Annotated in this window: 22 protein-coding genes; 16 read left to right on the forward strand and 6 right to left on the reverse strand. The window is 69.5% G+C overall.

Annotated elements, in window-relative coordinates; genetic code table 11:
* Window positions 1–70 precede the first annotated feature (70 nt).
* Complete coding sequence (locus tag EP757_RS11750; RefSeq protein WP_232050466.1) at window positions 71–472, forward strand: GNAT family N-acetyltransferase; 402 nt, start codon at window positions 71–73, stop codon at window positions 470–472.
* Here the strand turns inward: EP757_RS11750 and EP757_RS11755 are convergent.
* The 3 genes from EP757_RS11755 to EP757_RS11765 form a co-directional block, all read right to left on the reverse strand.
* On the reverse strand, window positions 465–926 hold the full coding sequence (locus EP757_RS11755) for a hypothetical protein (RefSeq protein WP_127544907.1): 462 nt from the start codon (window positions 924–926) through the stop codon (window positions 465–467). The two genes, EP757_RS11750 and EP757_RS11755, sit on opposite strands and share 8 nt — an antisense overlap.
* A 65-nt stretch (window positions 927–991) precedes the next feature.
* Window positions 992–1,858, reverse strand: a complete 867-nt coding sequence (locus EP757_RS11760) for an LLM class flavin-dependent oxidoreductase (protein WP_127544910.1) — start codon at window positions 1,856–1,858, stop codon at window positions 992–994.
* Window positions 1,858–3,861: an AAA family ATPase gene (locus EP757_RS11765; protein ID WP_127544913.1), complete on the reverse strand. Its 2,004-nt coding sequence runs from the start codon at window positions 3,859–3,861 to the stop codon at window positions 1,858–1,860. The genes EP757_RS11760 and EP757_RS11765 overlap by 1 nt, the downstream gene beginning before the upstream one ends.
* 226 nt (window positions 3,862–4,087) lie before the next feature.
* On the opposite strand from EP757_RS11765, the gene EP757_RS11770 reads away from it, so the two are divergent.
* Genes EP757_RS11770 through EP757_RS11780 form a run of 3 tightly spaced genes read left to right on the forward strand, consistent with a single transcriptional unit; the run spans window position 4,088 to window position 6,777 of the window.
* Window positions 4,088–4,663 carry a helix-turn-helix transcriptional regulator gene (locus EP757_RS11770; protein ID WP_127544915.1) on the forward strand — a complete coding sequence of 192 codons (576 nt, stop codon included), beginning with the start codon at window positions 4,088–4,090 and terminating at the stop codon, window positions 4,661–4,663.
* Window positions 4,664–4,708: 45 nt separating this feature from the next.
* Window positions 4,709–5,929: an MFS transporter gene (locus EP757_RS11775; RefSeq protein WP_127544918.1), complete on the forward strand. Its 1,221-nt coding sequence runs from the start codon at window positions 4,709–4,711 to the stop codon at window positions 5,927–5,929.
* Window positions 5,926–6,777, forward strand: a complete 852-nt coding sequence (locus EP757_RS11780; RefSeq protein ID WP_127544921.1) for a menaquinone biosynthetic enzyme MqnA/MqnD family protein — start codon at window positions 5,926–5,928, stop codon at window positions 6,775–6,777. Before EP757_RS11775 ends, EP757_RS11780 begins: the two co-directional genes overlap by 4 nt.
* On the opposite strand, the gene EP757_RS11785 is transcribed toward EP757_RS11780, so the two are convergent.
* From EP757_RS11785 to EP757_RS11795, 3 genes are all read right to left on the reverse strand, one after another.
* Complete coding sequence (locus tag EP757_RS11785) at window positions 6,774–7,718, reverse strand: aldo/keto reductase (RefSeq protein ID WP_127554204.1); 945 nt, start codon at window positions 7,716–7,718, stop codon at window positions 6,774–6,776. The two genes, EP757_RS11780 and EP757_RS11785, sit on opposite strands and share 4 nt — an antisense overlap.
* 103 nt (window positions 7,719–7,821) lie before the next feature.
* The gene (locus EP757_RS11790; protein WP_127544924.1) at window positions 7,822–8,658 is read right to left on the reverse strand and encodes an SWIM zinc finger family protein; all 837 of its coding nucleotides are present in this window, start codon (window positions 8,656–8,658) and stop codon (window positions 7,822–7,824) included.
* Window positions 8,658–11,669 (reverse strand): DEAD/DEAH box helicase, encoded by a 3,012-nt coding sequence (locus EP757_RS11795; RefSeq protein WP_127544927.1) that lies wholly within the window; start codon window positions 11,667–11,669, stop codon window positions 8,658–8,660. Before EP757_RS11795 ends, EP757_RS11790 begins: the two co-directional genes overlap by 1 nt.
* Before the next feature lie 124 nt (window positions 11,670–11,793).
* Here EP757_RS11795 and mqnC point away from each other — a divergent pair, with 124 nt between their 5' ends.
* The 12 genes from mqnC to nuoH all read left to right on the forward strand — a co-directional run bounded on the left by mqnC (window position 11,794) and on the right by nuoH (window position 25,230).
* On the forward strand, window positions 11,794–13,035 hold the full coding sequence (mqnC, locus tag EP757_RS11800) for a cyclic dehypoxanthinyl futalosine synthase (protein WP_127544930.1): 1,242 nt from the start codon (window positions 11,794–11,796) through the stop codon (window positions 13,033–13,035).
* Window positions 13,036–13,273: 238 nt separating this feature from the next.
* Window positions 13,274–14,023, forward strand: a complete 750-nt coding sequence (locus tag EP757_RS11805; protein ID WP_127544933.1) for a demethylmenaquinone methyltransferase — start codon at window positions 13,274–13,276, stop codon at window positions 14,021–14,023.
* 49 nt (window positions 14,024–14,072) lie between these two features.
* Complete coding sequence (locus EP757_RS11810) at window positions 14,073–14,351, forward strand: hypothetical protein (RefSeq protein WP_127544936.1); 279 nt, start codon at window positions 14,073–14,075, stop codon at window positions 14,349–14,351.
* Between the two features lie 102 nt (window positions 14,352–14,453).
* Window positions 14,454–15,746: a geranylgeranyl reductase family protein gene (locus EP757_RS11815; RefSeq protein ID WP_232050467.1), complete on the forward strand. Its 1,293-nt coding sequence runs from the start codon at window positions 14,454–14,456 to the stop codon at window positions 15,744–15,746.
* 80 nt (window positions 15,747–15,826) lie between these two features.
* Window positions 15,827–16,192: an NADH-quinone oxidoreductase subunit A gene (locus tag EP757_RS11820; protein WP_111652111.1), complete on the forward strand. Its 366-nt coding sequence runs from the start codon at window positions 15,827–15,829 to the stop codon at window positions 16,190–16,192.
* 5 nt (window positions 16,193–16,197) lie between these two features.
* On the forward strand, window positions 16,198–16,869 hold the full coding sequence (locus EP757_RS11825) for an NADH-quinone oxidoreductase subunit B family protein (RefSeq protein ID WP_127544939.1): 672 nt from the start codon (window positions 16,198–16,200) through the stop codon (window positions 16,867–16,869).
* Window positions 16,866–17,585 (forward strand): NADH-quinone oxidoreductase subunit C, encoded by a 720-nt coding sequence (locus EP757_RS11830; RefSeq protein WP_127544942.1) that lies wholly within the window; start codon window positions 16,866–16,868, stop codon window positions 17,583–17,585. Before EP757_RS11825 ends, EP757_RS11830 begins: the two co-directional genes overlap by 4 nt.
* On the forward strand, window positions 17,582–18,907 hold the full coding sequence (locus EP757_RS11835) for an NADH-quinone oxidoreductase subunit D (protein ID WP_127544945.1): 1,326 nt from the start codon (window positions 17,582–17,584) through the stop codon (window positions 18,905–18,907). The genes EP757_RS11830 and EP757_RS11835 overlap by 4 nt, the downstream gene beginning before the upstream one ends.
* A complete protein-coding gene (nuoE, locus tag EP757_RS11840) occupies window positions 18,907–20,058 on the forward strand; it encodes an NADH-quinone oxidoreductase subunit NuoE (RefSeq protein WP_127544948.1) in 1,152 nt (383 codons plus the stop codon). The genes EP757_RS11835 and nuoE overlap by 1 nt, the downstream gene beginning before the upstream one ends.
* Window positions 20,055–21,371, forward strand: a complete 1,317-nt coding sequence (gene nuoF, locus EP757_RS11845) for an NADH-quinone oxidoreductase subunit NuoF (protein WP_127544952.1) — start codon at window positions 20,055–20,057, stop codon at window positions 21,369–21,371. Before nuoE ends, nuoF begins: the two co-directional genes overlap by 4 nt.
* Window positions 21,371–23,866 carry an NADH-quinone oxidoreductase subunit G gene (locus tag EP757_RS11850; RefSeq protein WP_127544955.1) on the forward strand — a complete coding sequence of 832 codons (2,496 nt, stop codon included), beginning with the start codon at window positions 21,371–21,373 and terminating at the stop codon, window positions 23,864–23,866. The genes nuoF and EP757_RS11850 overlap by 1 nt, the downstream gene beginning before the upstream one ends.
* On the forward strand, window positions 23,863–25,230 hold the full coding sequence (nuoH, locus tag EP757_RS11855; protein ID WP_127544958.1) for an NADH-quinone oxidoreductase subunit NuoH: 1,368 nt from the start codon (window positions 23,863–23,865) through the stop codon (window positions 25,228–25,230). Before EP757_RS11850 ends, nuoH begins: the two co-directional genes overlap by 4 nt.

The following is a 25,230-nucleotide window of genomic DNA, read 5'->3' on the forward strand; positions in this document are numbered from 1 at the left end:
GTCGCATTTACATGCCAGGGCTCGTATGAAACTGTCGCGTACTAGGCTTCCGCGTGTGATCTTGCGAGCCGTGGGTTCTGATGAGTTGTCGCAGGTCCTGGCGTTCTGGTCGGCGGCAGCCGAGAACGACAACCGGCCCGTGGACACGGTGGAGGCGATCGAGGCGCTCGTCGGACGGGATCCGGAAGCGCTGATCGTGGCGGTCGACGGCGAGGAGATCGTCGGGACGATCATCGCGGGGTGGGACGGGTGGCGCTGCCACCTCTACCGGCTGGCGGTCGCACCTTCGCGTCGCCGGGAAGGCATCGGCGGTCGTTTGATCGCGGCGGCCGAGGAGCGGTTCCGGGCGTTCGGGGGTACTCGGGCCGACGCCATGGTGCTCGACGAGAACGCTACGGCGCACGGGATCTGGGCAGCTCACGGATATCGTCGGCAGCCGGAGTGGTCACGCTGGGTCAAGCCGCTCACCTGAGCTGCGTCCGTTCGTCCAGGAATCGGGCCGGAGCGCCGGCGAAGGCTGCCGCGGCGGCGCCCGGACGGTACGCCAGATTAAGAGTGTCGAGGCGATAGCAGTCGTGCGAGATCCAGTAGTTGATCTGCCAGCGTAGCCATTGACCGGGTTTGAGCAGCACCATCGAACCCCGTGTCCAGCGAACCGGTGCCGTGCCGGGTTCGGGGCGCAGTTCGATGCTGAGGAAACGGCCGGCCTCGTGGATCGCTACCCGATCAGGGTCCGGCAGCTCACGCCGTACCGAAGAGATGGGGTTGAAGTCGTCCTTCTCCGACATCTCGATCTCGTGCAGCAGCGGTACACCGCTATCAGGGACCGGGAAGGTGATCGGCGCTGAGTTGCGCCGCGCGGCGGCTGGACCGCCGCGCGACCGTTTCGTCCAAGTGGTGCGGATCCATTGAGTCACGACGTCCACGAAGGGATCGTCGCCCGGCCGGTCCGGCGAAAGCGAGCGGGTTTCCCCGATCAGGGGACGACCGCTCAGCGCCCGAGCGCGGCGAGAGTGGCGGTCACCTGCCCGACCGGGTCAGGACCGAGGGGACGCAGGACCAGCGACGTCATGCCGGCCTCGGTGGCCGCCTCGACCTTGGCGGGGAACTCCGACGCCGGGCCGATCAGGGAGAACACGTCCGCCGGGTCGACCCCCAGCCACGATGCCTGGATGCGTACCAGATCGCCTGTCTCCTTCTCCGCCTCCGCCGGATCATCGCTGACGTGCAGGAGCGCGAAGAGGATCGCGTCGTGATCGGGCGAAGCACCCCCTCGGCGCACGTGCTCCAGCGCCTCGGCCAGCTCCTTCGGACCCCGGCCCTCCGGGATGATCGTCCCGTCCGCCACCCGCCCGGAGAGCTCCAGCGACCGCTGCTGCACCACGCCGGCGACGATCGGCGGCACGACCGCCGGCGGATGCACGAGCTTCACGCCGTCGATGTGCACCTCACGGCCGTGCAGGGTCACCGTCTCGCCGTTCAGCAGCCCGCGGACCGCGACGATGCTCTCCTCCAGCAGGGCGAGCTTCGCCTTCCGCTCGGCGCCGACCTGCCGCATCCACTCCGGCACACCGTGGCCGAGCCCGCCGACCACCCGGCCGGGATGGACCCGGGCCAGCATCGCCAGCTCCATCGCGAGCAGCGCCGGGTTGCGCAGCGGCGCCGGAGCGATGCCGATGCCGACGCGGATCCGGGAGGTGGCGGCGAGGGCGACGGCTGCCGACGCGATCGAACCGGCCCAGCCGAGGTCCTCGACCACCCACAGGTCGTCGATGCCGGCTTCCTCCATCGCCACGGCGAACGCCGGCAGTTCCTCGGGGGCACGGTCGCGGTCGAACATCACTCCGATACGAGACATCAGTTGATCGTAAGTGCCTCGGGAAGCGGTTGGGCGTGCAGAACGGAGAGCCTCGTGACGGCCCGGGTGAGTACCACGTAGAGGCGGTTCAGGCCCTTCGGCTCGGCGGCCACGATGTCGGCCGGCTCGTGGACGATGACGTGGTCGTACTCCAGGCCCTTGACCAGCGTCGCCGGCACGACCCGGACGCGTGCCGCGGAGTCGACGTCGTCGGCGGGCGCGTGCTCGACCCCGGCAGCGGTCAGATGATCGCGGAGCCGATCGACAGCGCTGTCGGCGGCGATGACCGCGACTGATCCCTCATGGCTCAGAGCCGCGGTGACCTCGGCCAGGGTGCGCGCATCGAGCTCGTCCGGCTCGGGCACGGCGATCACGTCGAGGTTGCCGTCGCGGCGCAGCGAGACCGCCTCCGGGACGTTCACCCCGAGCGCCGGCAGCAGGCGATTGGCCAGCAAGACCACCGCTTCCGGTACGCGGAAGCCCACTGTCAGCGGCACCACCGACGCCTCCGGCTTACCGAGATGACGCAGGATGTCGTGCCAGTCGGTGGTGGCCCACGGCGCTGTGCCCTGGGCCAGATCGCCGAGCAGAGTGATCGAGCCGTGCTCGCTGCGCCGGGCTATCGCACGGGCCTGCATGGGCGACAGATCCTGGGCTTCGTCGACGACCACGTGACCGAAACTGTTCTCCCGTTCGAGCAGCCCGGCCGCCTCGTCGATCAGCAGCAGGTCACCGGTCGTGAACTTCGCCGACTTCACCGTCTTCGGCGGCTTCACCCAGCGGATCGCCTCCTGCTCCTCCGCGGTGAGCAGGTCGCCGGCCACCGACGGGTCGGTCAGCAGGCCCGCCACCAGCGACTCCGGGGTGACGGCCGGCCACGTCGACTCGAGGAACTCGGCGACCGGGGCGATCTTGGACATCTTGCGCAGCCAGGACTCGTTCGGCGAGTTGCCGGTGCGGTACTCCGACTGGCGCTGCAACAGGCCGACGACCCGGGCGCGCACGCGCTCCCGGCCCACCGAGTAGGGCAGACCCTCGCGGCGGGCCTCGTCGACGATCCGGCGCAGCGGCTCGGTGTCGATCCGCCACCGGTAGGAGCCGTCCGACACCATGATCGGGTCGGTCGGCTTCACGACGCGGGACCACAACGCCGTCCGCAGCACCTCGGCAAGCCGCACATCGTGTTTCAGCAACGCCGCCGCCGGCGAATCGACCGCCCTGACCGGCACCCGGCCGACCATCTCCTCCAGAGTGGACTGCTGCACCTCCACCTCGCCCAAGGTGGGCAGGACCGCGGAGATGTACGACAGGAAAGCCGTGTTGGGACCGACGATCAGCACCCCGGACCGCCGCAGTCGTTCCCGGTGCAGATAGAGCAGGAACGCCGCTCGATGCAGCCCCACCGCGGTCTTGCCGGTCCCGGGCGCGCCCTGCACACAGATCGAGTCACCGAGATCGGCGCGGACCAGCTCGTCCTGCTCCGGCTGGATCGTCGCGACGATGTCCCGCATCGGCCCGACACGCGGCCGCTCGATCTCCGCGGTCAGGATGCGGCTGCTCGTGCCGAGCTCCTCGCCGCGGTCCAGGTGCTCGTCCTCGAAGCTGGTCAGCTCACCCTTGACGAACCCGAACCGCCGGCGCGTCGCGACACCCTGCGGATCGCGCACGCTGGCCCGGTAGAAACTCCGCGACAGCGGCGCCCGCCAGTCGAGCACCATCGGCTCACCGGCGTCGTCGGTGACATGCCTCCGCCCCACGTGGTACGGCGACTCGTCGATGTCCAGCCGGCCGAAGAAGAGCGGCGTCTCCGGGTCGTCGGCCAGTTCCTTCACCCGCCGGGCCATGTGCCGTCCCAGCTGCTCAGCGGTGTAAGCGTCGCCGGCCACCTTGTCACCGGTGGAGAACAGCGACTCGGCCCGGTCCCGCATCCGGCGCAGCGCGGCCCGGGACTCGGCGAGATGAGAGCGTTCGGCGGCTAGCTCGGAATCCAGATCAGTGGGCACAGATCATCCCCGTCAGCTTGAATGGCGGTGCCGCTCGCGTATCCGCCCGGACGGGTAGGCCGCCGGCGGCGCGGGGACGTCCGCTGCGGTGCCTGCTCACCACGGCCGTCAAGCGGCCCTCCACGCTACGCCTCGACAGCCGTCTGTCCACCGAATTAGCGACGGCCGGTCGCGGCTGCTCGATCCTGCTTCCGGGGATGTCTGAGGCGCTGGTGAGAATGGGGGGATGGCGGAGCTGGAGCAGGAGAGAGTGCGGATCAGTGATGCCCGGACCTTGCGGGCGCTCGCGCATCCGGCCCGGATTGAGATCGTCGATCACTTGACGGCTACCGGGGCGGCCATGACGGCTACCGAGTGTGCCGGGCTGGTCGGGCTGTCGCCGAGTGCCACCAGCTATCACCTGCGGGAACTCGCTAAATATGGGCTCGTTGAGCAGGCGCCCAGCCAGGGGGACGGCCGGGAGCGGCGGTGGCGCAGCACCGGATCCAGTCTGTGGATCGACAGTGATTCCGAGATGCCGGAATCGGTGGCGGCGGAGAAGGCGCTGATCGACCTGTACCTGGCCCGGGACAAGGAACGGGTTCGTGAGTGGGCGGAACGGCAGACCGATGATCCGCAGGAGTGGCGGGATGCCAGCTCGCTCATGGGTCAGCAGCTGATCGTCACGGCGGAGGAGCTCACCGAGCTGAATCAGAAGGTCCGGGCGCTGATGGAGCCCTATCGCATCCGGGAACGGCAGGCGGAAGCGCCCGGGGGCGCCCGGCGGGTGGTCGTTCAGTACGCGGCTTTCCCGATGGCGTAGCGGAGAGGGCTTGCCTCGGCAGTTGTGAAGGAATACTTTCGAAGTATGTCTTTCACATCTGCGGATTCGCGCTGGGCGGATGTCTACCTGGCGGCGGCCGGCCGGGCGATCTCGGTGTGTGGTGATCTGCTCGCGGCGACCACGCTCGCGTTGGTGCTCCAGCAGTCGGGACATGGGGGATTCGCCGTCTCCGGTCTGCTCGTGGCGGCGACCCTGCCGGTCACGGTTCTGGCGCCGCTGACGGGACGGCTGGTGGACCGGGCGGACAGCCGTACCCTCCTGGTCCTCGTGGGTTTGATCCAGGCCCTGGTCTGCGCGGTCCTCGCCTTCGTCGCCCAGCCGGTGCTGATCATCGCGTTGGTGGCGCTGCTCGGCTGCGGTCTCGCCGTCACCCAGCCGACGCTCGCGGCGCTCGTGCCGAGGATGGTGCGGGAGGCCGATCTGCCGCGGGCGAGTGGCGTCGTGCAGACCGCCGGGCAGGCCGGGATGCTGATCGCGCCCGCCCTCGCCGGGATCCTCGTCGGGCAGGCCGGCCCCCGACTGCCGTTGCTGCTGAGCGCCGCCAGCTATCTGGGGCTGGTCGGAATCGGGCTGTTCGTGCGTACCAGAAGAGGGGTCTCCGCAGTTGAAACGGTGGAAAGCGGGCCGTTCCGGCTGCGCGACGACCGCATCCTGACCGTCATGACCGTCGCGGTCGCCGCCGTCGTCGGGGGAGTCAGCGCGATAAACGTCTTCGAAGTGTTCTTCATCCGCGAGACGCTCGGTGCGTCGACGACGGTCTACGGATTCGTGATGGCGTCCTGGACCGTCGGGATGGTGATCGGCAGCCTGACCTTCGGGCGCCTGCGGCCGCACCGGCTCACCATGCCGCTGGTCCTGTCCCTGCTCGCCTTCTCCTGCGTCGCGGTGCTGGCCGGTTCCGCGGTCGGCGCGGCCGGCTGGCTCATCCCGCTCTGGATCGCCGGCGGCATCACCAACGGCGGCCTCAACGTCTGCACCACCGTGATCATCGCGAGCCGGGTGCCGGCCGCCTCGCACGGCCGGGCCTTCGCCGCCTTCACCGCTGCCATCCAAGGCGCCGGGCTGACCGGGCTGCTGGTGGCCGGGCCGCTCGCCGAGAATTTCGAGCCCCGCATCCTGGTCGCCGGGGCCGGCGCGGCCGGGCTGCTGGCAGCGCTCGCCTGCCTACCACTGATGCGATCTGAGCCACCCACCACCCCGGCGGACGCGGGCCGTCCCGAGATCCGGGATAACGTCGCAGCATGAGCGACAGCGCACGTCGGCCCCGGGTCGGGCACATCCAGTTCCTCAACTGCCTCCCGATCTACTGGGGCCTGATGCGCTCGGGCGCGCTGCTCGACGTCGACCTGTCCAAGGACACGCCTGAGCGGCTCAGCGCCGCCCTCGTCGCCGGCGATCTGGACATCGGGCCGATCACGCTTGTCGAATACCTGCGGCACGCCGATGAGCTGCTCCTGCTGCCCGATCTCGCGGTCGGCAGCGACGGGCCGGTGCTCTCCGTCAACCTCGTCTCCACCAGGCCGCCCACCGAGCTGAACGGGCGGCCGGTCGCGCTCGGCTCCACCTCGCGGACCGGGGTGCTGCTCGCCCAGATGCTGCTGGCCGAGAAGTACGGCGTCGAACCCGAATACTTCCGCTGCCCGCCCGACCTGTCGCAGATGCTCATGGAAGCGGACGCCGGTGTGCTGATCGGCGACCCCGCACTGCGCGCCATGTACGAGGCACCCGGCCGCGGCCTGCAGGTGATCGACCTGGCCGAGGCGTGGAAGGAATGGACCGGGCTGCCGATGGTCTTCGCTGTCTGGGCTGTCCGCAAAGACTTCGCGGCCGCCCATCCGGGACGGGTCAAGGATGTGCACGAGGCGTTCCAGCGGTCCCGTGACCTGGCCCTTCGTGAGCTCGACGAGGTGGCGGAGGCGGGGGCCCGGTGGGAGCCGTTCGATGCTGCGACCCTTGCCAACTACTTCCGGGTGCTTGATTTCTCGCTCGGGCAGCGGCAGATCGCCGGGTTGCGGGAGTTCGCTCGGCGGGCTGCTCAGCGGGGTGAAGTGCCGGCCCTGCCCGAGGACGGGCCGGCGTTCGCGGACGTCTAGTCCAGGATTGCGGAGAGCGCGATCAGGTCGGCGGCGCTCAGTTCCCACGACGCCGCCGACGCGTTGGCGAGCACCTGGTCGCGAGTGGTGGCTCCGGCGATCACGCTGGTCACCGCCGGCTGGGCGGCAAGGCCGGCGATGCCGACGTCGAGCAGGCTGCGGTCACGGGAAGCCCCGAAGGCGGTGAGCGCCTCGATCGTGTCCCAGTCGGCGTCGGCGAGCCAGGACGCGTACCGATCCTGGGCCATCCGGGTTCCGGCGGCCGCCGGTTCGCCGCGGCGGTATTTGCCGCTGAGCAGGCCGGATTCGAGCGGGAAGAACGGGAGCAGCCCGAGGCCGAACTGTTCGCAGGCCGGCACCACTTCGGCTTCGGCGCCGCGGGTGAGCAGGCTGTACCGGTTCTGCGCGCTGACGAATCGGGTGAGTCCACCGGTTCGCGCCGTCCAGTCGGCGTCCGCGATCTGCCATCCGGAGAAGTTCGAGTTCCCGATATAACGGACCTTTCCCGTTCGTACGAGGTCATCGAGTGCGGAGAGCGTCTCGTCGATCGGCGTGGCCGGGTCGGGTTCGTGCATCTGGTAGAGGTCGATGTGGTCGGTCCGGAGTCGCCGCAACGACGCCTCGACGGCCCGGGTGATGTAGCGCCGGGAGCCGCGCGCGCCGAAGTCGCGCCCGTTCAGGCCTTCCATGTTCATGCCGAACTTGGTGGCGAGCACCACCTCGTCGCGCCGGCCGGCGAGCGCCTGGCCGAGCAGTTCCTCGGAGGCGCCGTGCGGCGTCCCGTAGATGTCGGCGGTGTCGAAGAGCGTGATTCCGGCGTCGAATGCCGCGTCGACCACTTCGCGGGTGCCGTCGGCGTCGAGTTTGCGGCCGAAGTTGTTGCAGCCGATGCCGACTACGGACACGACGAGGCCCGAGTCGCCCAGCCGGCGGTAGGTCATCTCGCTCATGAAGCCTCATTCCTGCATTGGTGGTCGTCGATCGAAAGCGATCCGGGTAATCTGACGATTCGCCGCGTCCATCGTGGACTCGCCCACGATCGGTTCACGATGGGCGCGGCCCCTCGGAGGCTCCGAGATCGCGATAAGCGGCGCGGAGCGTGTCGACCAAGGGGATGTGCCGCACCTTCACCGGCGGCGGATCCAGCGCCCGCAGCAGCAGCTCAGGCGGGGTGCCGCCACGCGCCGGCCGCTCCCGCAGACGGCCGAGACTGATCCCGGGGGAGTAGAAGTCGGCCAGCCGGTCCTCCAGCGGCTCGTCAGCGGCGAGATCAGCGAAGAAGTCGGGTTCCGCCGCCGAGTCGAAGGACGTGCCGCGCAGCGCGTCGAGCAGGACGTCGCGTTCCCGGCCGCGCCAGGCGAGGACCAGGAACGGGTCGTCGTCGAACGCCTCGGCGAGCACGTAGAGCGCGGCCGAGCCGTGCTTGCACGGGATGCCCCAGTCCGGGCAGGAGCAGGCGATGTTGAGTTCGGCAGGGAAGAGCGGCATCCCCAGGTCGGTGAAGAGGTCGACGATCTCGTGCGGCATCTCGCCGGCGAGCAGCGCGGCCCGGTAGAGCGCTCGATCGCCGAGCGCCTCGGTGATGACGGTCCACTGGCCTTCGTCGTACGCCGGGATGCGGATGTCGACCTGATAGGGCGCCGGGCGCGATCCCTGCACCCGCGCGGTCACGTGCCCCGGGCGCAGTGCGAAGTCCATGACCTGGCCCTTGCGCGCGTAGGTCCGGCCGCGCGCGAGCCGCCCCGGCTGGCAGACACCTTCGAGCCAGTCGACGAACCGGCGGGACCACCACTGTTCACCGATCTTGCCGCGCTGCGAGCGGACGGCGAGACCGCCCTCCACCTCGATCGGCCGTCCGTACTCGGAGAAGCGATCGGGCATCAGCGCACCGCCGGGTCGAGGGAGAATAGCTCGCGCAGCTGGTCGGTGCTGAGGTCGGTGATCCACTCTTCGCCGGTGCCGACCACCGACGAGGCGAGCGCCTTCTTCCGCTCGATCATCTGGTCGATCTTCTCCTCCAGCGTGCCGGTGCAGATGAACTTGCGGACCTGCACGTTGCGGGACTGCCCGATGCGGAACGCGCGGTCGGTGGCCTGGTCCTCGACGGCCGGGTTCCACCACCGGTCGAAGTGGACGACGTGGTTGGCGGCGGTGAGGTTGAGGCCGGTGCCGGCCGCCTTCAGCGAGAGCAGGAAGATCATCGGCTCGGCGCTGGTCTGGAACTTCTCGACGAGCGCGTCGCGGCGAGCCTTGGTGAGGCCGCCGTGCAGCCACAGCACCGGCCGGTCGAGCTGGGCGGTGAGGTAGGGCTGCAGCAGCGAGCCCCACTCGGCGTACTGCGTGAAGACCAGGGCCTTGTCGCCGTCCTCGACGATCTCCTCGGCCAGCTCTTCGAGCCGGGCCAGCTTGCCGGACCTGCCGGGCAGCCGGGAACCGTCCTTGAGCAGGTGGGCCGGGTGATTGCAGACCTGCTTGAGCTTCGTCATCGCGGCCAGCACGTTGCCTCGCCGCTGGATGCCCTCGGTGCTCTCGATCTCGGCCATCATGTCCTCGACGACGGCCTGGTAGAGGGTGGCCTGCTCCGGTGTGAGCGAGCACCACACCTTCATCTCGTTCTTCTCCGGCAGATCCGAGATGATGCTCTTGTCGGTCTTGAGGCGCCGCAGCACGAACGGGCCGGTCGCCCGTTTCAGCGCGGCGGTGGCGTCGGCGTCCTGCCGGGACTCGATCGGCTCCTGGAAGCGGCGGCGGAACCGTTTCGCCGGTCCGAGCAGGCCCGGGTTGCAGAAGTCCATGATCGACCAGAGCTCGGCCAGGTGGTTCTCCACCGGGGTGCCGGTCAGCGCCAGCCGGGTGCGTGCCGGCAGCGCCCGGACCGCCTGGGACTGCCGGGTGCCATGGTTCTTGATCGCCTGAGCCTCGTCGCAGGCGACCCGTCCCCAGGTGACGCGGCGTAACGTCTCAAGATCACGCAGCGTGGTGCCGTAGGTGGTCAGCACCAGATCGGCCCCGGCCACCGCGGCGTCGAAGTCCTCTCCGCGCTGCCGGGTCGAGCCGTGATGCACGTAGACCCGTAGCGAAGGCGCGAACCGGGCCGCCTCCTTCTGCCAGTTGCTGACCAGCGACATCGGGCAGACCAACAGCGTCTTCTCGGCCGGGTCGGTGAGCAGCAGCGACAGCGTCTGCGCGGTCTTGCCGAGCCCCATGTCGTCGGCGAGCACCCCGCCCAGCCCGAGCTTGGAGAGGAAGTTCAGCCAGGAGAGGCCCCTTTCCTGGTACGGCCGGAGCGTGCCGTGGAACCCGGCCGGCGTCGGCAACGGGGTGAGCCGGTCGGCGGCCTGACCGGAGAGCAGGTCACCGAGCATCCCGTCGGCGTCCACCTCGACCAGCGGCAGGTCCTCCTCACCGCCGTCGACCACCTGCTGGAGCACCTCGCCGACGGTGATCTCGCCTTCGCGGCGCCGGTTGACGGCCTTGAGCGCGGCCTTCAGCTGCCGGTCGTCAAGCTCGACCCACTGCCCGCGGACCCGGACCAGCGGCACCTTGAGCCGGGCCAGCTCGGCCAGCTCGTCGGCGCTCACCTCGCTGTCGCCGATCACCAGGTCGATGCGGAACTCGACGAGCTGCTCCAGCCCGAAACCGGAGTCGGCGACCGCGCGGGAGGACGACTTGGACTTGGCCTTGGACCGGGTGGTGAGCTTGAGCCCGACCGCCTTGCGACCGGCCCAGGACGGCAGCTGCACCCCGAACCCGGCGGCCTGCAGCAGCGGCGCCACCTGGCCCAGGAACTCGAACGCCTCCCCGGTGGTCAGCGGCATCGCGGCCGGACGTTGTTCGAGCAGGGCCATGTGCAGCAGCGGGAAGAGCCGGTTCGCCCGGCCCAGACCGGCCAGCAGGGTCTCGTCGGCCCGGGGCGGCAGGCCGGGGAACCGATCGCCCTCCCAGAGCGCGGCAGCCGGCAGGTAAAGGCTCGGATCCTCGGCGGACTGAAGTGCGAACTCCACGTTCCACTGGTCTTCCCCGGGATCCGGCTCGATCAGACGGAAGCTGACCCGGATCGGGCCGTTGGCGGCGTTCGCCGCCCGCATCCAGTCGTCCAGCGCCTTGCGCAGGTCGCGGACATCGTCGGCCGGGGCGCCGGGGAGCGCCGGGTCGTCGGTGGTGAGCGCGGAGAGCCAGCGGTCCGGCAGCGGCGCCTTCGGCCCGGGACGCGGCCCGGCCAGGATCCGCTCCGGCATGACCTCGCGGGCCGCCTGGTCGATCAGGGCCTCCAGCGCGTCCCGCACGACTCGGGCGGCCGGGTGGCCGCCGTCGCCGTCGAGAGCCCGGGCGACCGGCGGCAACCCGGTCGTGAAGTCGCGGAAGGTCATCGCGTCGCTGCCGGTCAGCACCGGTCGCCACCGAGCAGCGGGCAGGCCCGCCTCGATCACCAGCTGGGGCAGCATCCGGCCGCGGCGGGCCAGGTCGCAGGCGTAACCGGCGAGCAGGCAGAGGTAGCGCAGCGAAGGCCCGGCCACCCAGGGTGCGTCCGGAACGGGCTCGGCGAGCTCGGCGAGCACCGCGGTGGCGGACCGGGCGGGCACGCTGAGCACCGGAATCGTCCAGCTGCCGAGGCGCAGCCCACGGGTCGCCGCCTCGACGCCGGTGTCCGGTGAGGGGAGTGGGCCGCGCGCTGTCCCGGGCAGGGAAGCGGTGACGGTCTCGGCTGTGGCGGTCGCGACCGGGTCGCCGAGCGCCCCGCGTACGAAATCAATCGATGGTGCGAAAGGGTGCGGCCGGGCTCCCCGGGAACGGGACGCCGATGTCAGCGGTAGCGCGGGATCCTCGGCCCAGAGCATGAGCCTGCCGGGTCCACCCGGACCGGGCACCCAGCCGGCATGAACGACGAGCACTTCCACCCCCAAGAAAAGCTCGGGTCGAGGTTACTCGGGCTCGGATGATCACCGGGAATGCCGAGCCGCAGCCGGTGACCCTCGCCGCTGACGAGTGACGCCACCGAGACGTACGCTTCGAGGCGTGACCGCGAACCCGGAGATCGACAGCATCCTGCAGCGCGGCGCCGACGGCGGGCGGATCACGCCCGAGGAGGCGCTGCTTCTCTATACGCAGGCCCCCTTCCACGCGCTGGGCGAGGCGGCCGACGCGGTCCGGCGGCGGCGTTACCCGGACGGCATCGTCACGTACCTGATCGACCGGAACATCAACTACACCAACGTCTGCGTGACCGCGTGCAAGTTCTGCGCGTTCTTCCGTGCGCCGAAGCACAAAGAGGGCTGGTCGCACCCGACCGAGGAGATCCTCCGGCGGTGCGGCGAAGCGGTCGATCTCGGCGCGACCCAGGTGATGCTCCAGGGCGGCCACCACCCGGACTACGGCGTGGCGTACTACGAGGACCTCTTCTCCTCGGTGAAGCAGGCGTACCCGCAGCTCGCGATCCACTCGATCGGCCCGAGCGAGATCCTGCACATGGCCAAGGTCGACGGCGTCTCGATCGAGGACGCGGTCATCCGGATCAAGGCGGCCGGGCTGGACTCGATCGCCGGCGCCGGCGCCGAGATGCTGCCCGAGCGCCCGCGCAAGGCGATCGCACCGCTCAAGGAGAGCGGCGCACGCTGGCTCGAGGTGATGGCGGTGGCACACCGGCACGGTCTCTCCTCGACCGCCACGATGATGATGGGCACCGGCGAGACGAACGCGGAGCGCATCCAGCACATCGAGATGATCCGCGGCGTGCAGGACCTGGCCGTGGCCAACGGCTACCGGGACGACGCCGTCGAGCAGAGCCACGACGTGGGTGGCTTCCGAGCCTTCATCCCGTGGACCTACCAGCCGGAGAACAACCACCTGAAGGGCCGCACCCAGGCGACCACGGTGGAGTACCTGCGCTTCGTCGCGGTCTCCCGGCTGTTCTTTGACAACGTGGCGCACCTGCAGGCGTCCTGGCTCACCACCGGCAAGGACATCGGCCAGCTCTCGCTGCACATGGGCGTGGACGACCTGGGCTCGATCATGCTGGAGGAGAACGTGATCTCCTCGGCCGGCGCCCGGCACCGGTCCAATCTGCAGGGCCTGGTCTCGATGATCCGCACGGCCGGCCGGATCCCCGCACAGCGCGACACCTGGTACCAGCACCTCGCCGTGCACCGGACCGCCGCGGAGGACCCGACCGACGACCGGGTGCAGTCGCACTTCTCGTCGATCGCCATCCCGGGTGGCGGCGTCGGGCGTACTCAGCTGCCTCTCGTGGACGCTTCCTGACCCCTTTGGGGGGTGGTCGTCGGCCGTTCGGCCAGGTTCGGGTCGTCGGACCGGTGAGGGAGGGTTGCTCCTTCGTAACGAGGCCGCCCGTTGCCTGTACCCGGTTCTTCCGGCTGGTTACGTTGCCTGCGTAAGGCAATCGAGACTCTCAGACGTCGCCAGCCGGGCTTAGGTCGGTGACGAGCAGTCGGACCCGACCGATGGCGGTCGTATATATAACGCGCAAGGGGCGGGCGGGATGGGAAACCATCCCGCCCGTTCTGTCTGTGCGAGACCTGGCAGAGTTGTTCGCGTGACGCGCGCAGACCTGGACAAGCAGCCGCACGAGGTCGCCGAGATGTTCGACGGCGTGGCCAAGCGGTACGACCTCACCAACACCGTGCTCTCCTTCGGTCAGGACCGGGGCTGGCGCCGGGCCACGCGAGCCGCTCTCGGCCTGCGGCCCGGTGAGCGGGTCCTCGACGTGGGCGCGGGCACCGGGGTCTCCACCGAGGAGCTGAGCCGGTCCGGTGCGTTCGCGGTCGGCGCGGACATCTCGGTCGGCATGCTGCGGGCCGGCCGGGCGTCCGGGCGTCAGGTGCCGCTGCTCGCCGGTGACGCGCTGCACCTGCCGTTCGCCGACGCGACCTTCGACGCGGTGACGATCTCCTTCGCTCTGCGTAACGTCGTGGACACCACGGCTGCGCTGCGTGAGTTCGGGCGGATCACCCGGCCCGGCGGGCGGCTGGTCGTCTGCGAGTTCAGCACCCCGACCAATCCGGCGTTCCGGGCCGTCTACATGAATTACCTGATGCGCTCGCTGCCGGCCGTGGCCCGTGGAGTCGCGACCAACCCGGAGGCATACGTCTACCTCGCCGAGTCGATCCGCGCCTGGCCCGATCAGCAGGGCCTGTCGGCACGGATCGCCGAGTCCGGCCCGTGGGATCGAGTGGGCTGGCGGAATCTGACCGGTGGCATCGCCGCCCTGCATCGCGCCACCCGGGTATAAATCCGGCATTCGGCGTACAAGGCCGCCAATGGCTGTTTAGCTCGGCTTCATGACCAATATCGGGCATCTCGAGGACACCGACATCGACATCGCGATCGACGAGGGCGAGGCCGGCGAGCGCCGTGCCACCGAGCTGGCCAGCCGTCTGCGGATGGTCGCGGCCGAGGATCCGCTCCTCGCTCAGGACCTGGTCGAGGGGCTGATCGTGGCTCTGGACAAGGCGATGGGCGGGACCATCCGCGATCACCTGGACGGGCCCGCCCTCGGCGTGGCGGAGAAGGTTCTGCCCGCTCCTGAGCAGCCGCGACAGCCCCGTCCAAACAATTAGGCGGACCTAAGCGCAAAGATCTTCGATTGTCGGCCTACACTCCGATCGAGGCATGCTTGTGAACTAATTCACGAGCGTCCCCCGTGAGATGGAGGTTGGGCCGTGAGCGACCACGGAGCTGGTTCGATCGTCGCCGATGAGGCGGACGTGATCGTGGTCGGAGCGGGCCCGGGCGGTTCGGCCGCGGCGTACCACCTCGCGCGTCACGGTGTGCGCGTGCTGCTGCTCGAGAAGACCGAGTTCCCGCGGGAGAAGGTCTGCGGCGACGGCCTCACGCCTCGTGCCGTTCGCCAGCTTATCCGGATGGGTGTGGACACGTCCGAAAAAGCGGGATGGTTGCACAATCGCGGCCTGCGGGTGATCGGCGGCGGCGTCCGGATGGAGCTGGACTGGCCCGACCTCGCGAGCTTCCCGAACTACGGGCTGGTCCGCACCCGGATGGACTTCGACGACCTGCTGGCCAAGCGCGCGGTCGAGGCGGGCGCCCTGTTGCGTACCGGGGTGAACGTCACCGGCCCGGTGCTCGACGACGACGGCTACGTGATCGGCGTCCAGGCGAAGACGGACGGCGAGCCCGTCGAGTACCGCGCCGCCCTGGTGATCTCCGCTGACGGCGTCTCCGGCAAGTTCCCGCTCGCGCTCGGCCTCGCCAAGCGCGACGACCGCCCGCTCGGCGTGGCGGTCCGGCGCTACTACCGCTCGGCCGCGAAGGCCGACGACGACTACCTCGAGTCCTGGCTGGAGCTGCGCAGCGCGCAGGACCCGGGCCGGCTGCTGCCGGGCTACGGGTGGATCTTCGGGCTCGGTGACGGCCGGGTCAACGTCGGCCTCGGCATCCTCAACTCGTCCGACGCGTTCGGCAAGACGAACTACCGCGCCCTGCTCACCGACTGGCTCGGGAGCACCCCGGAGGACTGGGGGCTGCGCGAGGAGTCGAACGCGGACGGTCCCACGCTCGGCGCGGCGCTCCCGATGGGCTTCAACCGGGTGCCGCACTACACCCGTGGCGTGCTGCTCGTCGGCGACTCCGGCGGCATGGTGAACCCGATGAACGGCGAGGGCATCGCGTACGCGATGGAGTCCGGCGAGCTCGCCGCCGAGATCGCGGTCCAGGCGCTGGCGCGGCCCGCCGGTCCCGAGCGGGAGCGGGCCCTCCGGGCCTACCCCGCCGAGCTCAGCATCCGGTTCGGTGGCTACTACCGGATCGGGGGGATCTTCGTGAAGCTGATCGGCAACCCGCAGATCATGCGGGCCGCCACGAAGTACGGCATGCCGCACCCGACGCTGATGAAGTTCGTCCTCAAGCTCCTGGCCAACCTGACCGACCCCCGGGACGGCGACGCCATGGATCGCATCATCAACGGTTTGACCAAGGTGGCGCCCGCCGTCCGCTGACGGAATCGGGCACCCCGAGCAAAGGGATACAAAAGAGCACGAACTAGTGTGAAGCGGCTAACAGTCGTACGGGAGTGAACATGACGGTCAACCCTTATGTCCCGATCGTCGGGTTGCTGATCCTTGGCGCCCTCTTCGCGTTGTTCTCGGTGTCCGTCGCGCCCATCGTCGGGCCCAAGCGGTACAACCGCGCGAAACTCGATGCCTATGAGTGCGGGATCGAACCAGCCCCACAGCCGATCGGTGGCGGCCGGTTCCCGGTGAAGTTCTATCTGACAGCGATGCTCTTCATCATCTTCGACATCGAGACCATCTTCCTCTACCCGTGGGCCGTCTCGTTCGACGCGCTCGGGCTGTTCGGGTTCGTGGAAATGGTCCTCTTCATCGTCACCGTCTTCATCGCCTACGCCTACGTGTGGCGGCGCGGCGGCCTGAACTGGGACTGATAACCATGGGAATCGAAGAGAAGCTGCCCGCCGGCATCCTGCTCACCTCGGTGGAGAAACTCTCCAACTACGCGCGCAAGTCGTCGTTCTGGGGCGCCACGTTCGGTCTCGCCTGCTGTGCCATCGAGATGATGGCCGCCGGCGGTCCGCACTACGACCTGGGCCGCTGGGGGATGGAGGTCTTCCGGGCCTCGCCCCGGCAGGCCGACCTGATGATCGTCGCGGGCCGGGTCAGCCAGAAGATGGCCCCGGTGGTCCGGCAGATCTACGACCAGATGCCCGAACCGCGCTCGGTGATCTCGATGGGCGTCTGCGCGTCGTCCGGTGGCATGTTCAACAACTACGCCATCGTGCAGGGCGTCGACCACATCGTCCCGGTCGACGTCTACCTACCGGGCTGTCCGCCTCGACCCGAGATGCTGATCGACGCGATCCTCAAGATGCGCGAGAAGGTCATGGCTCAGCCGCTCGGCCCGAACGGGCGCAAGATGCTCGCCGCTCGCGAAGCCGAGGGTAAGACGCCGATCGTCGCCCCGGGTGCCATGCCGTCCTCGTACCGCGTCGACAAGGCACGGCGGGCGGAATGGACTCAGGCCGTCAAAGAAGGCCGTGAGGAGCAATTGCGGATCGAGAACTGGATGAAGCTCCAGCCGCATTTGCGGGAAGGTGCCAAATGACCATTTCCTCGGGTACTGAGGGTGGCGTACCCATTACGTCACCGACCGGAGCGGAACTGGGTGCGCCGGCGCAGACTCCACCCAGCCCCGACAAGGGGATGTTCGGAGTCAAAGGCACCGGTGACGTTTCCGGCTTCGGTCGTCTTGTCCGCCCCCGACCTGCTGTTTTTGACAGCCCACGGCCTTACGGCGGGTATTTCGACGACGTCTATGACGCGTTGGAGGAAGCTTATCCGGCCTTCTCCGAAGCCATCGAGAAGGTGGTCGTAGATAGGGCGGAACTCACACTTCACATCAGGGCCGAGAAAATCATCGAGGTCTGTCAGGTAATGCGTGACGACGAGTCGTTGCGCTTCGAGCTCTGCTCCTCGGTGGACGCGGTCGACTACCTCGGCACCGACGAGCGCCGGTTCCACGTGGCGTACCAGCTGACCTCGATGACGTACCGGCGGCGGGTACGTCTGGAAGTCGCTGTGGCCGACGGCGTGAGCATTCCCAGCGTCACCGGCGTCTACCCGACGGCCGACTGGCAGGAGCGCGAGGTCTACGACATGTTCGGCGTCGTCTTCGCCGGACATCCCAACCTCACCCGGATCCTGATGCCCGACGACTGGGAAGGGCACCCCCAGCGCAAGGACTACCCCCTCGGCGGCGTGCCGGTGGAGTACAAGGGCGCCGAGATTCCGCCGCCCGACCAGCGGAGGGTCTACCAATGACGACATCCGAGTACGCGACCGAGCGGGAGACCACCGAGGGACGGGTCTTCACCGTCACCGGCGGCGACTGGGACTCCATCGCCGCGGGCATCGATCCGCTCAGCAACGAGAAGATCGTCGTCAACATGGGTCCGCAGCACCCGTCCACGCACGGCGTGCTCCGGCTCGTGCTGGAGCTCGAGGGCGAGACGGTCACCGAGTGCCGGCCGGTCGTCGGTTACCTGCACACCGGGATCGAGAAGAACCTGGAGTACCGGAACTGGACCCAGGGCGTCACGTTCGTGACCCGGATGGACTACCTCTCCAACATGTCGAACGAGGCGGGTTACTGCCTCGCCGTGGAGAAGCTGCTCGGGATCACCGACCAGATCACCGAGCGGGCGCAGACCATCCGCGTCATGTTCATGGAGCTGCAGCGGATCGCCTCGCACCTGGTCTGGCTCGCCACGACCGGCATGGAGCTGGGCGCGATCTCGATGATGCTCTACGGCTTCCGGGAGAGGGAGTACATCCTCGACATCTTCGAGGAGACCTCCGGCCTGCGGATGAACAACGCGTACATCCGTCCGGGCGGCCTGGCGCAGGACCTGCCGGACTCCGCGGTTCGCAAGATCCGTGACTTCCTGGTCTACCTGCCGAAGCGCCTCAAGGAATACGAGGCGATGCTCTCCGACCAGGTCATCTGGCAGAAGCGGACGCAGGGTGTCGCGGTCCTCGACGTGACCGGCTGCCTCTCGCTCGGCATCACCGGACCGGTGCTGCGCGCCGCCGGCCTGCCGTGGGACCTGCGCAAGACCATGCCGTACTCGGGTTACGACACCTACGAGTTCGACGTGCCGACCGCGACGACCGCCGACGTCTGGGGCCGTTACCTGGTCCGGATCGCGGAGATCCGGGAGTCGCTCAAGATCGTGGAGCAGACCCTGGACCGGCTGCGGCCCGGCCCGATCTGGATCGCGGACAAGAAGATCGCCTGGCCGTCGCAGCTCGCGCTCGGCCTGGACGGTCTCGGCAACTCCCTCGAACACGTCGCCAAGATCATGGGTCAGTCGATGGAGTCGCTGATCCACCACTTCAAGCTCGTGACCGAGGGCTTCCGGGTTCCGCCCGGTCAAGTCTATGTCGCGATCGAGCACCCGCGTGGCGAACTCGGCGTACACGCGGTCTCCGACGGTGGCACCCACCCCTACCGGGTGCACTACCGGGAGCCGAGCTTCGTGAACCTGCAGGCCATCCCCGCGATGGCCGAGGGGGCGCTGCTCGCCGACGTGATCGCCGGTGGCGCCTCTCTGGACCCCGTGATGGGTGGGTGTGACCGCTGATGTCCGCAGAAACAACGGTCGAGTTCTCGCCGGCCGCCGCGCCGCTCGCCGAGAAGCTCCTGGAATCGGCCCTGGAGATCCTCGGCCGCTATCCGGCGGGCCGGGAGCGGTCCGCGCTCCTCCCGCTGCTCCACCTGGTGCAGACCGAGGAGGGGTACGTCAGCCCGAGCGGTGTGGCGTTCTGCGCGGAAATCCTGGGGATCAACAAGGCGCAGGTCGGTGCGGTCGCGACCTTCTACACGATGTACAAGCGCCGGCCCACCGGTGAATACCTCGTCAGCGTCTGCACCAACACGCTCTGCAACGTGCTCGGCGGCCAGCAGGTCTACGACGAGCTGTCCGAGCACCTCGGCGTCGGGCACGACCAGACCACCGCCGACGGCAAGATCACGCTGGAGCACGCCGAGTGCCTGGCGGCCTGCGACTACGCGCCGGTCGTGACGGTGAACTACGACTTCACCGTCGACCAGGCCACGCCGGAGTCGGCTGTCGAGCTGGTGGAGAGCCTGCGCAACGGCGAGCGTCCGACGCCGGGCCGGGGCGCCCGGATCTGCTCCCTCAAGGACATGCAGTACCAACTGGCCGGCTTCGCCGATCCGCGTGACGGCGCCGTCGGCGACGGGGTGGCCGGTGCGCCCACGCTGCGCGGCGTCCGCCTCGCCCAGGAGCACGGTGTGGCGGTGGCCGGGTTCGACCCGGACACCCCGATCACCACGACCAAGCCGGCTCGTGAGGGCAACGCGCTTCCCCAGCCGCAGCCCGAGCAGCCCAGCCGGATCGCGGCGTTCGCGAAGAAGGCGACGACGGCGGTCAAGACCGCCGCGGGCGCGGTCGCCGACAGGGCGAGCGCGGTCGGTGAGCACCTTCACGCCGGCCGCACCACCGACGCCGGGGACGTCAAGGACCCGCAGGTGCGCACCGCCGAACTGCGCAACCCGACGGCCGAGACCCCGTCGCCGTCCGACGCCGCCACCGCCGGTGGGCCGCCGCCCAGCACACCGGCCGAGGTCGCCGGGACGGCCGGCAACGAGCCGGCCGGCGACGGCAAGCCCGCCGGCGACGGCAGCCGGGGCGAGCGGATCGTCGCTCAGCGCACCGCCGATCAGAAGCCGGCCACCAACGTCCCGCGCGGCACCGAGGAGGAGAAGTGACCCAGCCCCGGCCGGAGGTCCTCCAGAAACTCACCCCCGTCCTCACGAAGCGCTGGCTGTCGCCGGACGCCTGGCAGATCGGCGTCTACGAGCGGCTCGACGGCTACGCCGCGGTCCGCAAGGCGCTCGAGGTGCACCCCGACGACCTGATTCAGCTGATCAAGGACTCCGGCCTGCGCGGCCGGGGCGGTGCGGGCTTCCCGACCGGCCTGAAGTGGGGTTTCATCCCGCAGGGCGACGGCAAGCCGCACTACCTCGTGATCAACGCGGACGAGGGCGAGCCGGGCACCTGCAAGGACCTGCCGCTGATGACGTACGACCCGCACTCGCTGGTGGAGGGCGCGATCATCGCCGCCTACGCCATCCGGGCCAGCCGGGCGTTCATCTACATCCGCGGTGAGGCGGTGCACGCCGCGCGGCGGCTGCGCAACGCGGTCCAGGAGGCGTACGCCAAGGGATACCTCGGCAAGAACATCCTGAAGTCCGGGTTCGACCTGGACCTCGTGGTGCACAGCGGCGCGGGGGCGTACATCTGCGGCGAGGAGACCGCGCTGCTCGACTCGCTGGAAGGTTTCCGCGGCCAGCCCCGGCTGCGGCCGCCGTTCCCGGCGATCGCCGGCCTGTACGCGAGCCCGACGGTGGTGAACAACGTCGGCACGATCGCGTCGGTGCCGTACATCGTCCTGGGCGGCGCCGACTGGTGGAAGAGCATGGGCACCGAGAAGTCGGCCGGTCCGATGATCTACTCGCTCTCCGGCCGGGTGGTCAATCCCGGTCAGTACGAGTGCGGCCTCGGCATCACCCTGCGCGAGCTGATCGAGCTGGCCGGTGGCATGAAGCCCGGTCACAACCTGAAGTTCTGGACGCCGGGCGGCTCGTCGACGCCGATCCTGACCGCCGAGCACATCGACACCCCGATGGACTTCGAGGGAGTCGCGGCGGCCGGGTCGATCCTCGGCACCACGGCGATGCAGATCTTCTCGGACCAGGACTGCCCGGTCTACAACACGTGGCGGTGGCTGGAGTTCTACCACCACGAGTCGTGCGGCAAGTGCACCCCGTGCCGCGAGGGCAACTACTGGATGGTCCGCACGTACCGCCGGATCCTCGCGGGCTCCGGAACCTACAAGGACCTGGACACCCTCCAGGACACCGCGGACAACATCTTCGGCCGGTCGTTCTGCGGTCTCGGTGACGGCGCCGCGACCCCGGTCGTGTCGACGCTGAAGTGGTTCCGGGACGACTACCTCGGCTACATCGAGGGCCGGACCGCGCCGCGCCTGTCGGAGAAGACCCTGGTGGGAGCGCACTGATGACGGACGTAGAGAAGAAGGCCGACACCGTCACGCTGATCGTCGACGGCGTCGAGGTCCAGGCCGAGAAGGGTGAGCTGGTCATCCGGGTCGCCGAGCGGATGGGCATCGCCATCCCGCGCTTCTGCGACCACCCGCTGCTCGCCCCGGCCGGCGCCTGCCGGCAGTGCCTCGTCGAGGTGGAGGGCCAGCGCAAGCCGGTGGCCTCGTGCACCCAGACGGTGGCCGAGGGCATGGTGGTGAAGACGCAGCAGAGCTCGCCGGTCGCAGCGAAGGCGCAGGCCGGCGTCATGGAGCTGCTGCTGATCAACCACCCGCTCGACTGCCCGACCTGCGACAAGGGCGGCGAGTGCCCGCTGCAGAACCAGGCGATGAGCACCGGCCGGGCCGACTCCCGCTTCGTCGAGCACAAGCGGGAGTACGAGAAGCCGATCCACATCTCCAGCCAGGTGCTGCTGGACCGGGAGCGCTGCGTGCTCTGCCAGCGCTGTACCCGGTTCTCCGAGGAGATCGCGGGTGACAAGTTCATCGACCTGATGGACCGCTCGTCCGGCGAGCAGATCAACGTCTACCGGGACGACTTCTTCGGCGGCGACCTGACCGGTGACGGCCAGGTCGGCGAGGGCGAGGGCGACGTCCCGTTCAACTCGTACTTCTCCGGCAACACGATTCAGATCTGCCCGGTCGGCGCCCTCACCGGCGAGCAGTACCGGTTCCGCGCCCGCCCGTTCGACCTGGTCTCCACGCCGACGTCGTGCGAGCACTGCGCGGCCGGCTGCTCGATGCGGGCCGACCACCGGCGCGGCAAGGTCCTGCGGCGGCTGGCCGGCGACGACCCGGCCGTCAACGAGGAGTGGAACTGCGACAAGGGCCGCTGGGGCTTCCGCTACGCCACGGCCACCGACCGGATCACCACGCCGCTGGTCCGCGACGCGGTCACCGGGCAGCTGCGCGAGGCCTCCTGGAGCGAGGCCCTGCTCACCGCCGCGGAAGGGCTGAAGGCGGCGCGGGAGCGCGGCGTCGGTGTCCTTCCCGGTGGGCGGCTCACCGTCGAGGACGCGTACGCCTACGCCAAGTTCGCCAGGGTCGTCCTCGGCACCAACGACGTCGACTTCCGGGCACGGCCGGTCCGGGCCTCCGGGACGCCGCTGACCGCCACCGAGGAAGCCGACTTCCTGTCCGCCTCGGTCGCCGGCATCGCCGAGGTGACGTACGAGGCGGTGGAGAACGCGCCGTCGGTGCTGATCGCGGGATTGGAGCCGGAAGAGGAGTGCCCGATCCTCTTCCTGCGGCTGCGTAAGGCGTTCGTCCGCAAGAAGCTGAAGGTCACGGCGCTGTCGCCGTACCTCTCCCGGGGTCTGGAGAAGCTCGGCGCGACGGTGGTGACGGCGGTGCCGGGTGACGAGGCCCGGCTGCTCAACACCGATCCGGCCGTCGCCGCCGCGCTGAGCGCTCCGGGTTCGCTGCTGATCGTGGGGGAGCGGCTGGCCACCGTGCCGGGCGGTCTCTCCGCGGCGGCGGCGCTGGCCGAGCGGACCGGCGCCCGCCTCGCGTGGGTGCCGCGCCGGGCCGGTGACCGGGGTGCGCTCGACGCCGGCTGCCTGCCGAACCTGCTCCCCGGCGGCCGTCCGGTCACCGATGCGGCGGCCCGGGCCGAGCTCTCGCTCGCCTGGCGGACCGAGTCGGGCGTCCTCTCCGGCACGCCGGGCCGGGACGTCGACCAGATCGTCGCGGCTGCCGCTGACGGCACACTCGGCGGCCTGCTGGTCGGCGGCGTGGACCCGGCCGACCTGGCCGATCCGCTCCTGGCCGAGCAGGCACTCGACACCGTCGGGTTCGTGGTGAGCCTGGAGCTGCGGCAGAGCGCTGTCACCCGGCGCGCCGACGTGGTGCTGCCGATCGCCCCGGCGGTCGAGAAGGCCGGCACCTACATGGACTGGGAGGGCCGCCTGAGGTCGTTCGACGCGGTGCTGCCCAGCACGGCGATGACCGACGGCCGGGTGCTGGAGGCGATCGCCGCCCTACTGGAAACCACCCTCGATACGGGTGACGTGCAGAGTGTCCGCCGCGAGCTGGGCGCGCTGCCGGCCGCCACCTCCCGGCCGGTCGCGCCGGTCAGCGAGCCGGCCGAGACGGCCCGGCCCGGGGAACGGGAGGCGGTTCTCGCCACCTGGCACCAGCTGATCGACCTCGGCACGCTGCTGGACGGCGACGAGGTGCTCGCCGGCACGGCCCGCCCGCCGGTGGCCCGGATCGGCAAGGCCCTCGCCGAGTCGCTCGGTGTGGCCGACGGTGACCTGGTCACGGTCAGTACCGGCCGCGGCGGCGTGACGCTGCCGGCCGCGATCACCGACCTGCCGCCGGGTGTGGTGTGGCTGCCCACGAACTCACCGGGTTCGACGGTGCGGCGCAGCCTCGGCGTGACCGCCGGCGCGGTGGTCCGGCTCGAGGCCGGGGTTCCGGGTCCGATCCTCGCTGAGGGAGCTGCTCGATGAACGCGATCCTGGCGGCGCACGCCGTCGATCCCACTCTCGAGACGTTCGAGAACGACATCTGGTGGATCACGCTGATCAAGCTGTTCGGCGTGTTCGTGCTGCTCCTGCTGCTGACGCTGTTCACGATCAACTACGAGCGCAAGGTCGTGGCCCGGATGGCGGTCCGGCCGGGCCCCAACCAGGTCGGCCCGAAGGGGTGGCTGCAGAGCCTCACCGACGGCCTGAAGCTGCCGTTCAAGGAGGAGATCATCCCGAAGACCGCCGACAAGGTGGTCTACTTCATCGCCCCGGTGATCTCGGCGACCACGGCCTTCACCGCGTTCTCGGTGATCCCGTTCGGCGGGGTCGTGAACATGTTCGGCCAGCAGACCGCGTTGCAGCTCACCGACGTGCCGGTCTCGGTGCTGGTGCTGCTCGCCTGCTCGTCGATGAGCGTGTACGGCGTGGTGCTGGCCGGGTGGGCGTCCGGGTCGACGTACCCGCTGCTCGGCGGACTCCGGTCCAGCGCGCAGATGATCTCGTACGAGGTCGCGATGGGCCTCTCCATCGTGGCGGTCTTCATGACCGCCGGCACGATGAGCACCTCGCAGATCGTCGCGGCCCAGGCCTCCGGCCAGCCGATCAACATGTTCGGCTTCGACATCACCGCACCCGGCTGGTACGCCCTGCTCCTGCTCCCCAGCTTCGTGATCTACATGATCGCGGCGGTCGGCGAGACCAACCGGGCGCCGTTCGACCTGCCGGAGGCGGAGTCCGAGCTGGTCGGCGGTTTCCACACGGAGTACTCGTCGTTCAAGTTCGCGCTCTTCTTCCTCGCCGAGTACATCAACATGATCACCGTCTCGGCGTTCTGCACCACGCTGTTCCTCGGCGGCTGGCGGGCTCCCGCGCCGATCACCACCTTCTGGGAGGGCGCCAACTCCGGTTACTGGCCGCTGCTCTGGTTCTTCGGCAAGGTGCTGATCCTGCTGTTCGGCTTCATCTGGCTGCGGGCCACGCTGCCGCGGCTCCGCTACGACCAGTTCATGCGGTTCGGCTGGAAGGTCCTCATCCCGGTCAACCTGGTGTGGATCCTCGCGCTGGCGTACTTCAAGGTCGCCCGCAGCGGCGCGCTCTCCGACGAGGTCCGGTGGATCTCCACCGGCGTCATCGCGCTCGCCGTGCTGCTCCTCGCCTGGGGCTGGCCGTCGCCGAAGAAGCCGAAGCCGGTCCCGATCGAGCAGGAACTGGCACAGCGTCCACCGGGCAGCTTCCCGATCCCCCCGATGGATCTCCAGGTGCCGCCGAGCCCCCGAGCCCGCCGAGCCGTGGCCGAACGTTCCCCGGCCACCGTCGGCGGCGAGTCCGAGACGAAGGAGGTGTGA

The sequence above is a fragment of the Actinoplanes sp. OR16 genome (assembly GCF_004001265.1).
In the GTDB taxonomy this organism is placed as follows: Bacteria; Actinomycetota; Actinomycetes; order Mycobacteriales; family Micromonosporaceae; genus Actinoplanes.

Excerpts from the sequence above, each read along its gene's own strand:
- EP757_RS11760 (WP_127544910.1), bottom strand. The coding sequence starts at position 1,858 with ATGTCTCGTATCGGAGTGATGTTCGACCGCGACCGTGCCCCCGAGGAA.
- EP757_RS11770 (WP_127544915.1), top strand. The coding sequence starts at position 4,088 with ATGGCGGAGCTGGAGCAGGAGAGAGTGCGGATCAGTGATGCCCGGACC.
- EP757_RS11775 (WP_127544918.1), top strand. The coding sequence starts at position 4,709 with ATGTCTTTCACATCTGCGGATTCGCGCTGGGCGGATGTCTACCTGGCG.
- EP757_RS11780 (WP_127544921.1), top strand. The coding sequence starts at position 5,926 with ATGAGCGACAGCGCACGTCGGCCCCGGGTCGGGCACATCCAGTTCCTC.
- EP757_RS11785 (WP_127554204.1), bottom strand. The coding sequence starts at position 7,718 with ATGACCTACCGCCGGCTGGGCGACTCGGGCCTCGTCGTGTCCGTAGTC.
- EP757_RS11790 (WP_127544924.1), bottom strand. The coding sequence starts at position 8,658 with ATGCCCGATCGCTTCTCCGAGTACGGACGGCCGATCGAGGTGGAGGGC.
- EP757_RS11805 (WP_127544933.1), top strand. The coding sequence starts at position 13,274 with ATGGGAAACCATCCCGCCCGTTCTGTCTGTGCGAGACCTGGCAGAGTT.
- EP757_RS11810 (WP_127544936.1), top strand. The coding sequence starts at position 14,073 with ATGACCAATATCGGGCATCTCGAGGACACCGACATCGACATCGCGATC.
- EP757_RS11820 (WP_111652111.1), top strand. The coding sequence starts at position 15,827 with ATGACGGTCAACCCTTATGTCCCGATCGTCGGGTTGCTGATCCTTGGC.
- EP757_RS11825 (WP_127544939.1), top strand. The coding sequence starts at position 16,198 with ATGGGAATCGAAGAGAAGCTGCCCGCCGGCATCCTGCTCACCTCGGTG.
- EP757_RS11830 (WP_127544942.1), top strand. The coding sequence starts at position 16,866 with ATGACCATTTCCTCGGGTACTGAGGGTGGCGTACCCATTACGTCACCG.
- EP757_RS11835 (WP_127544945.1), top strand. The coding sequence starts at position 17,582 with ATGACGACATCCGAGTACGCGACCGAGCGGGAGACCACCGAGGGACGG.
- nuoE (WP_127544948.1), top strand. The coding sequence starts at position 18,907 with ATGTCCGCAGAAACAACGGTCGAGTTCTCGCCGGCCGCCGCGCCGCTC.
- EP757_RS11850 (WP_127544955.1), top strand. The coding sequence starts at position 21,371 with ATGACGGACGTAGAGAAGAAGGCCGACACCGTCACGCTGATCGTCGAC.
- nuoH (WP_127544958.1), top strand. The coding sequence starts at position 23,863 with ATGAACGCGATCCTGGCGGCGCACGCCGTCGATCCCACTCTCGAGACG.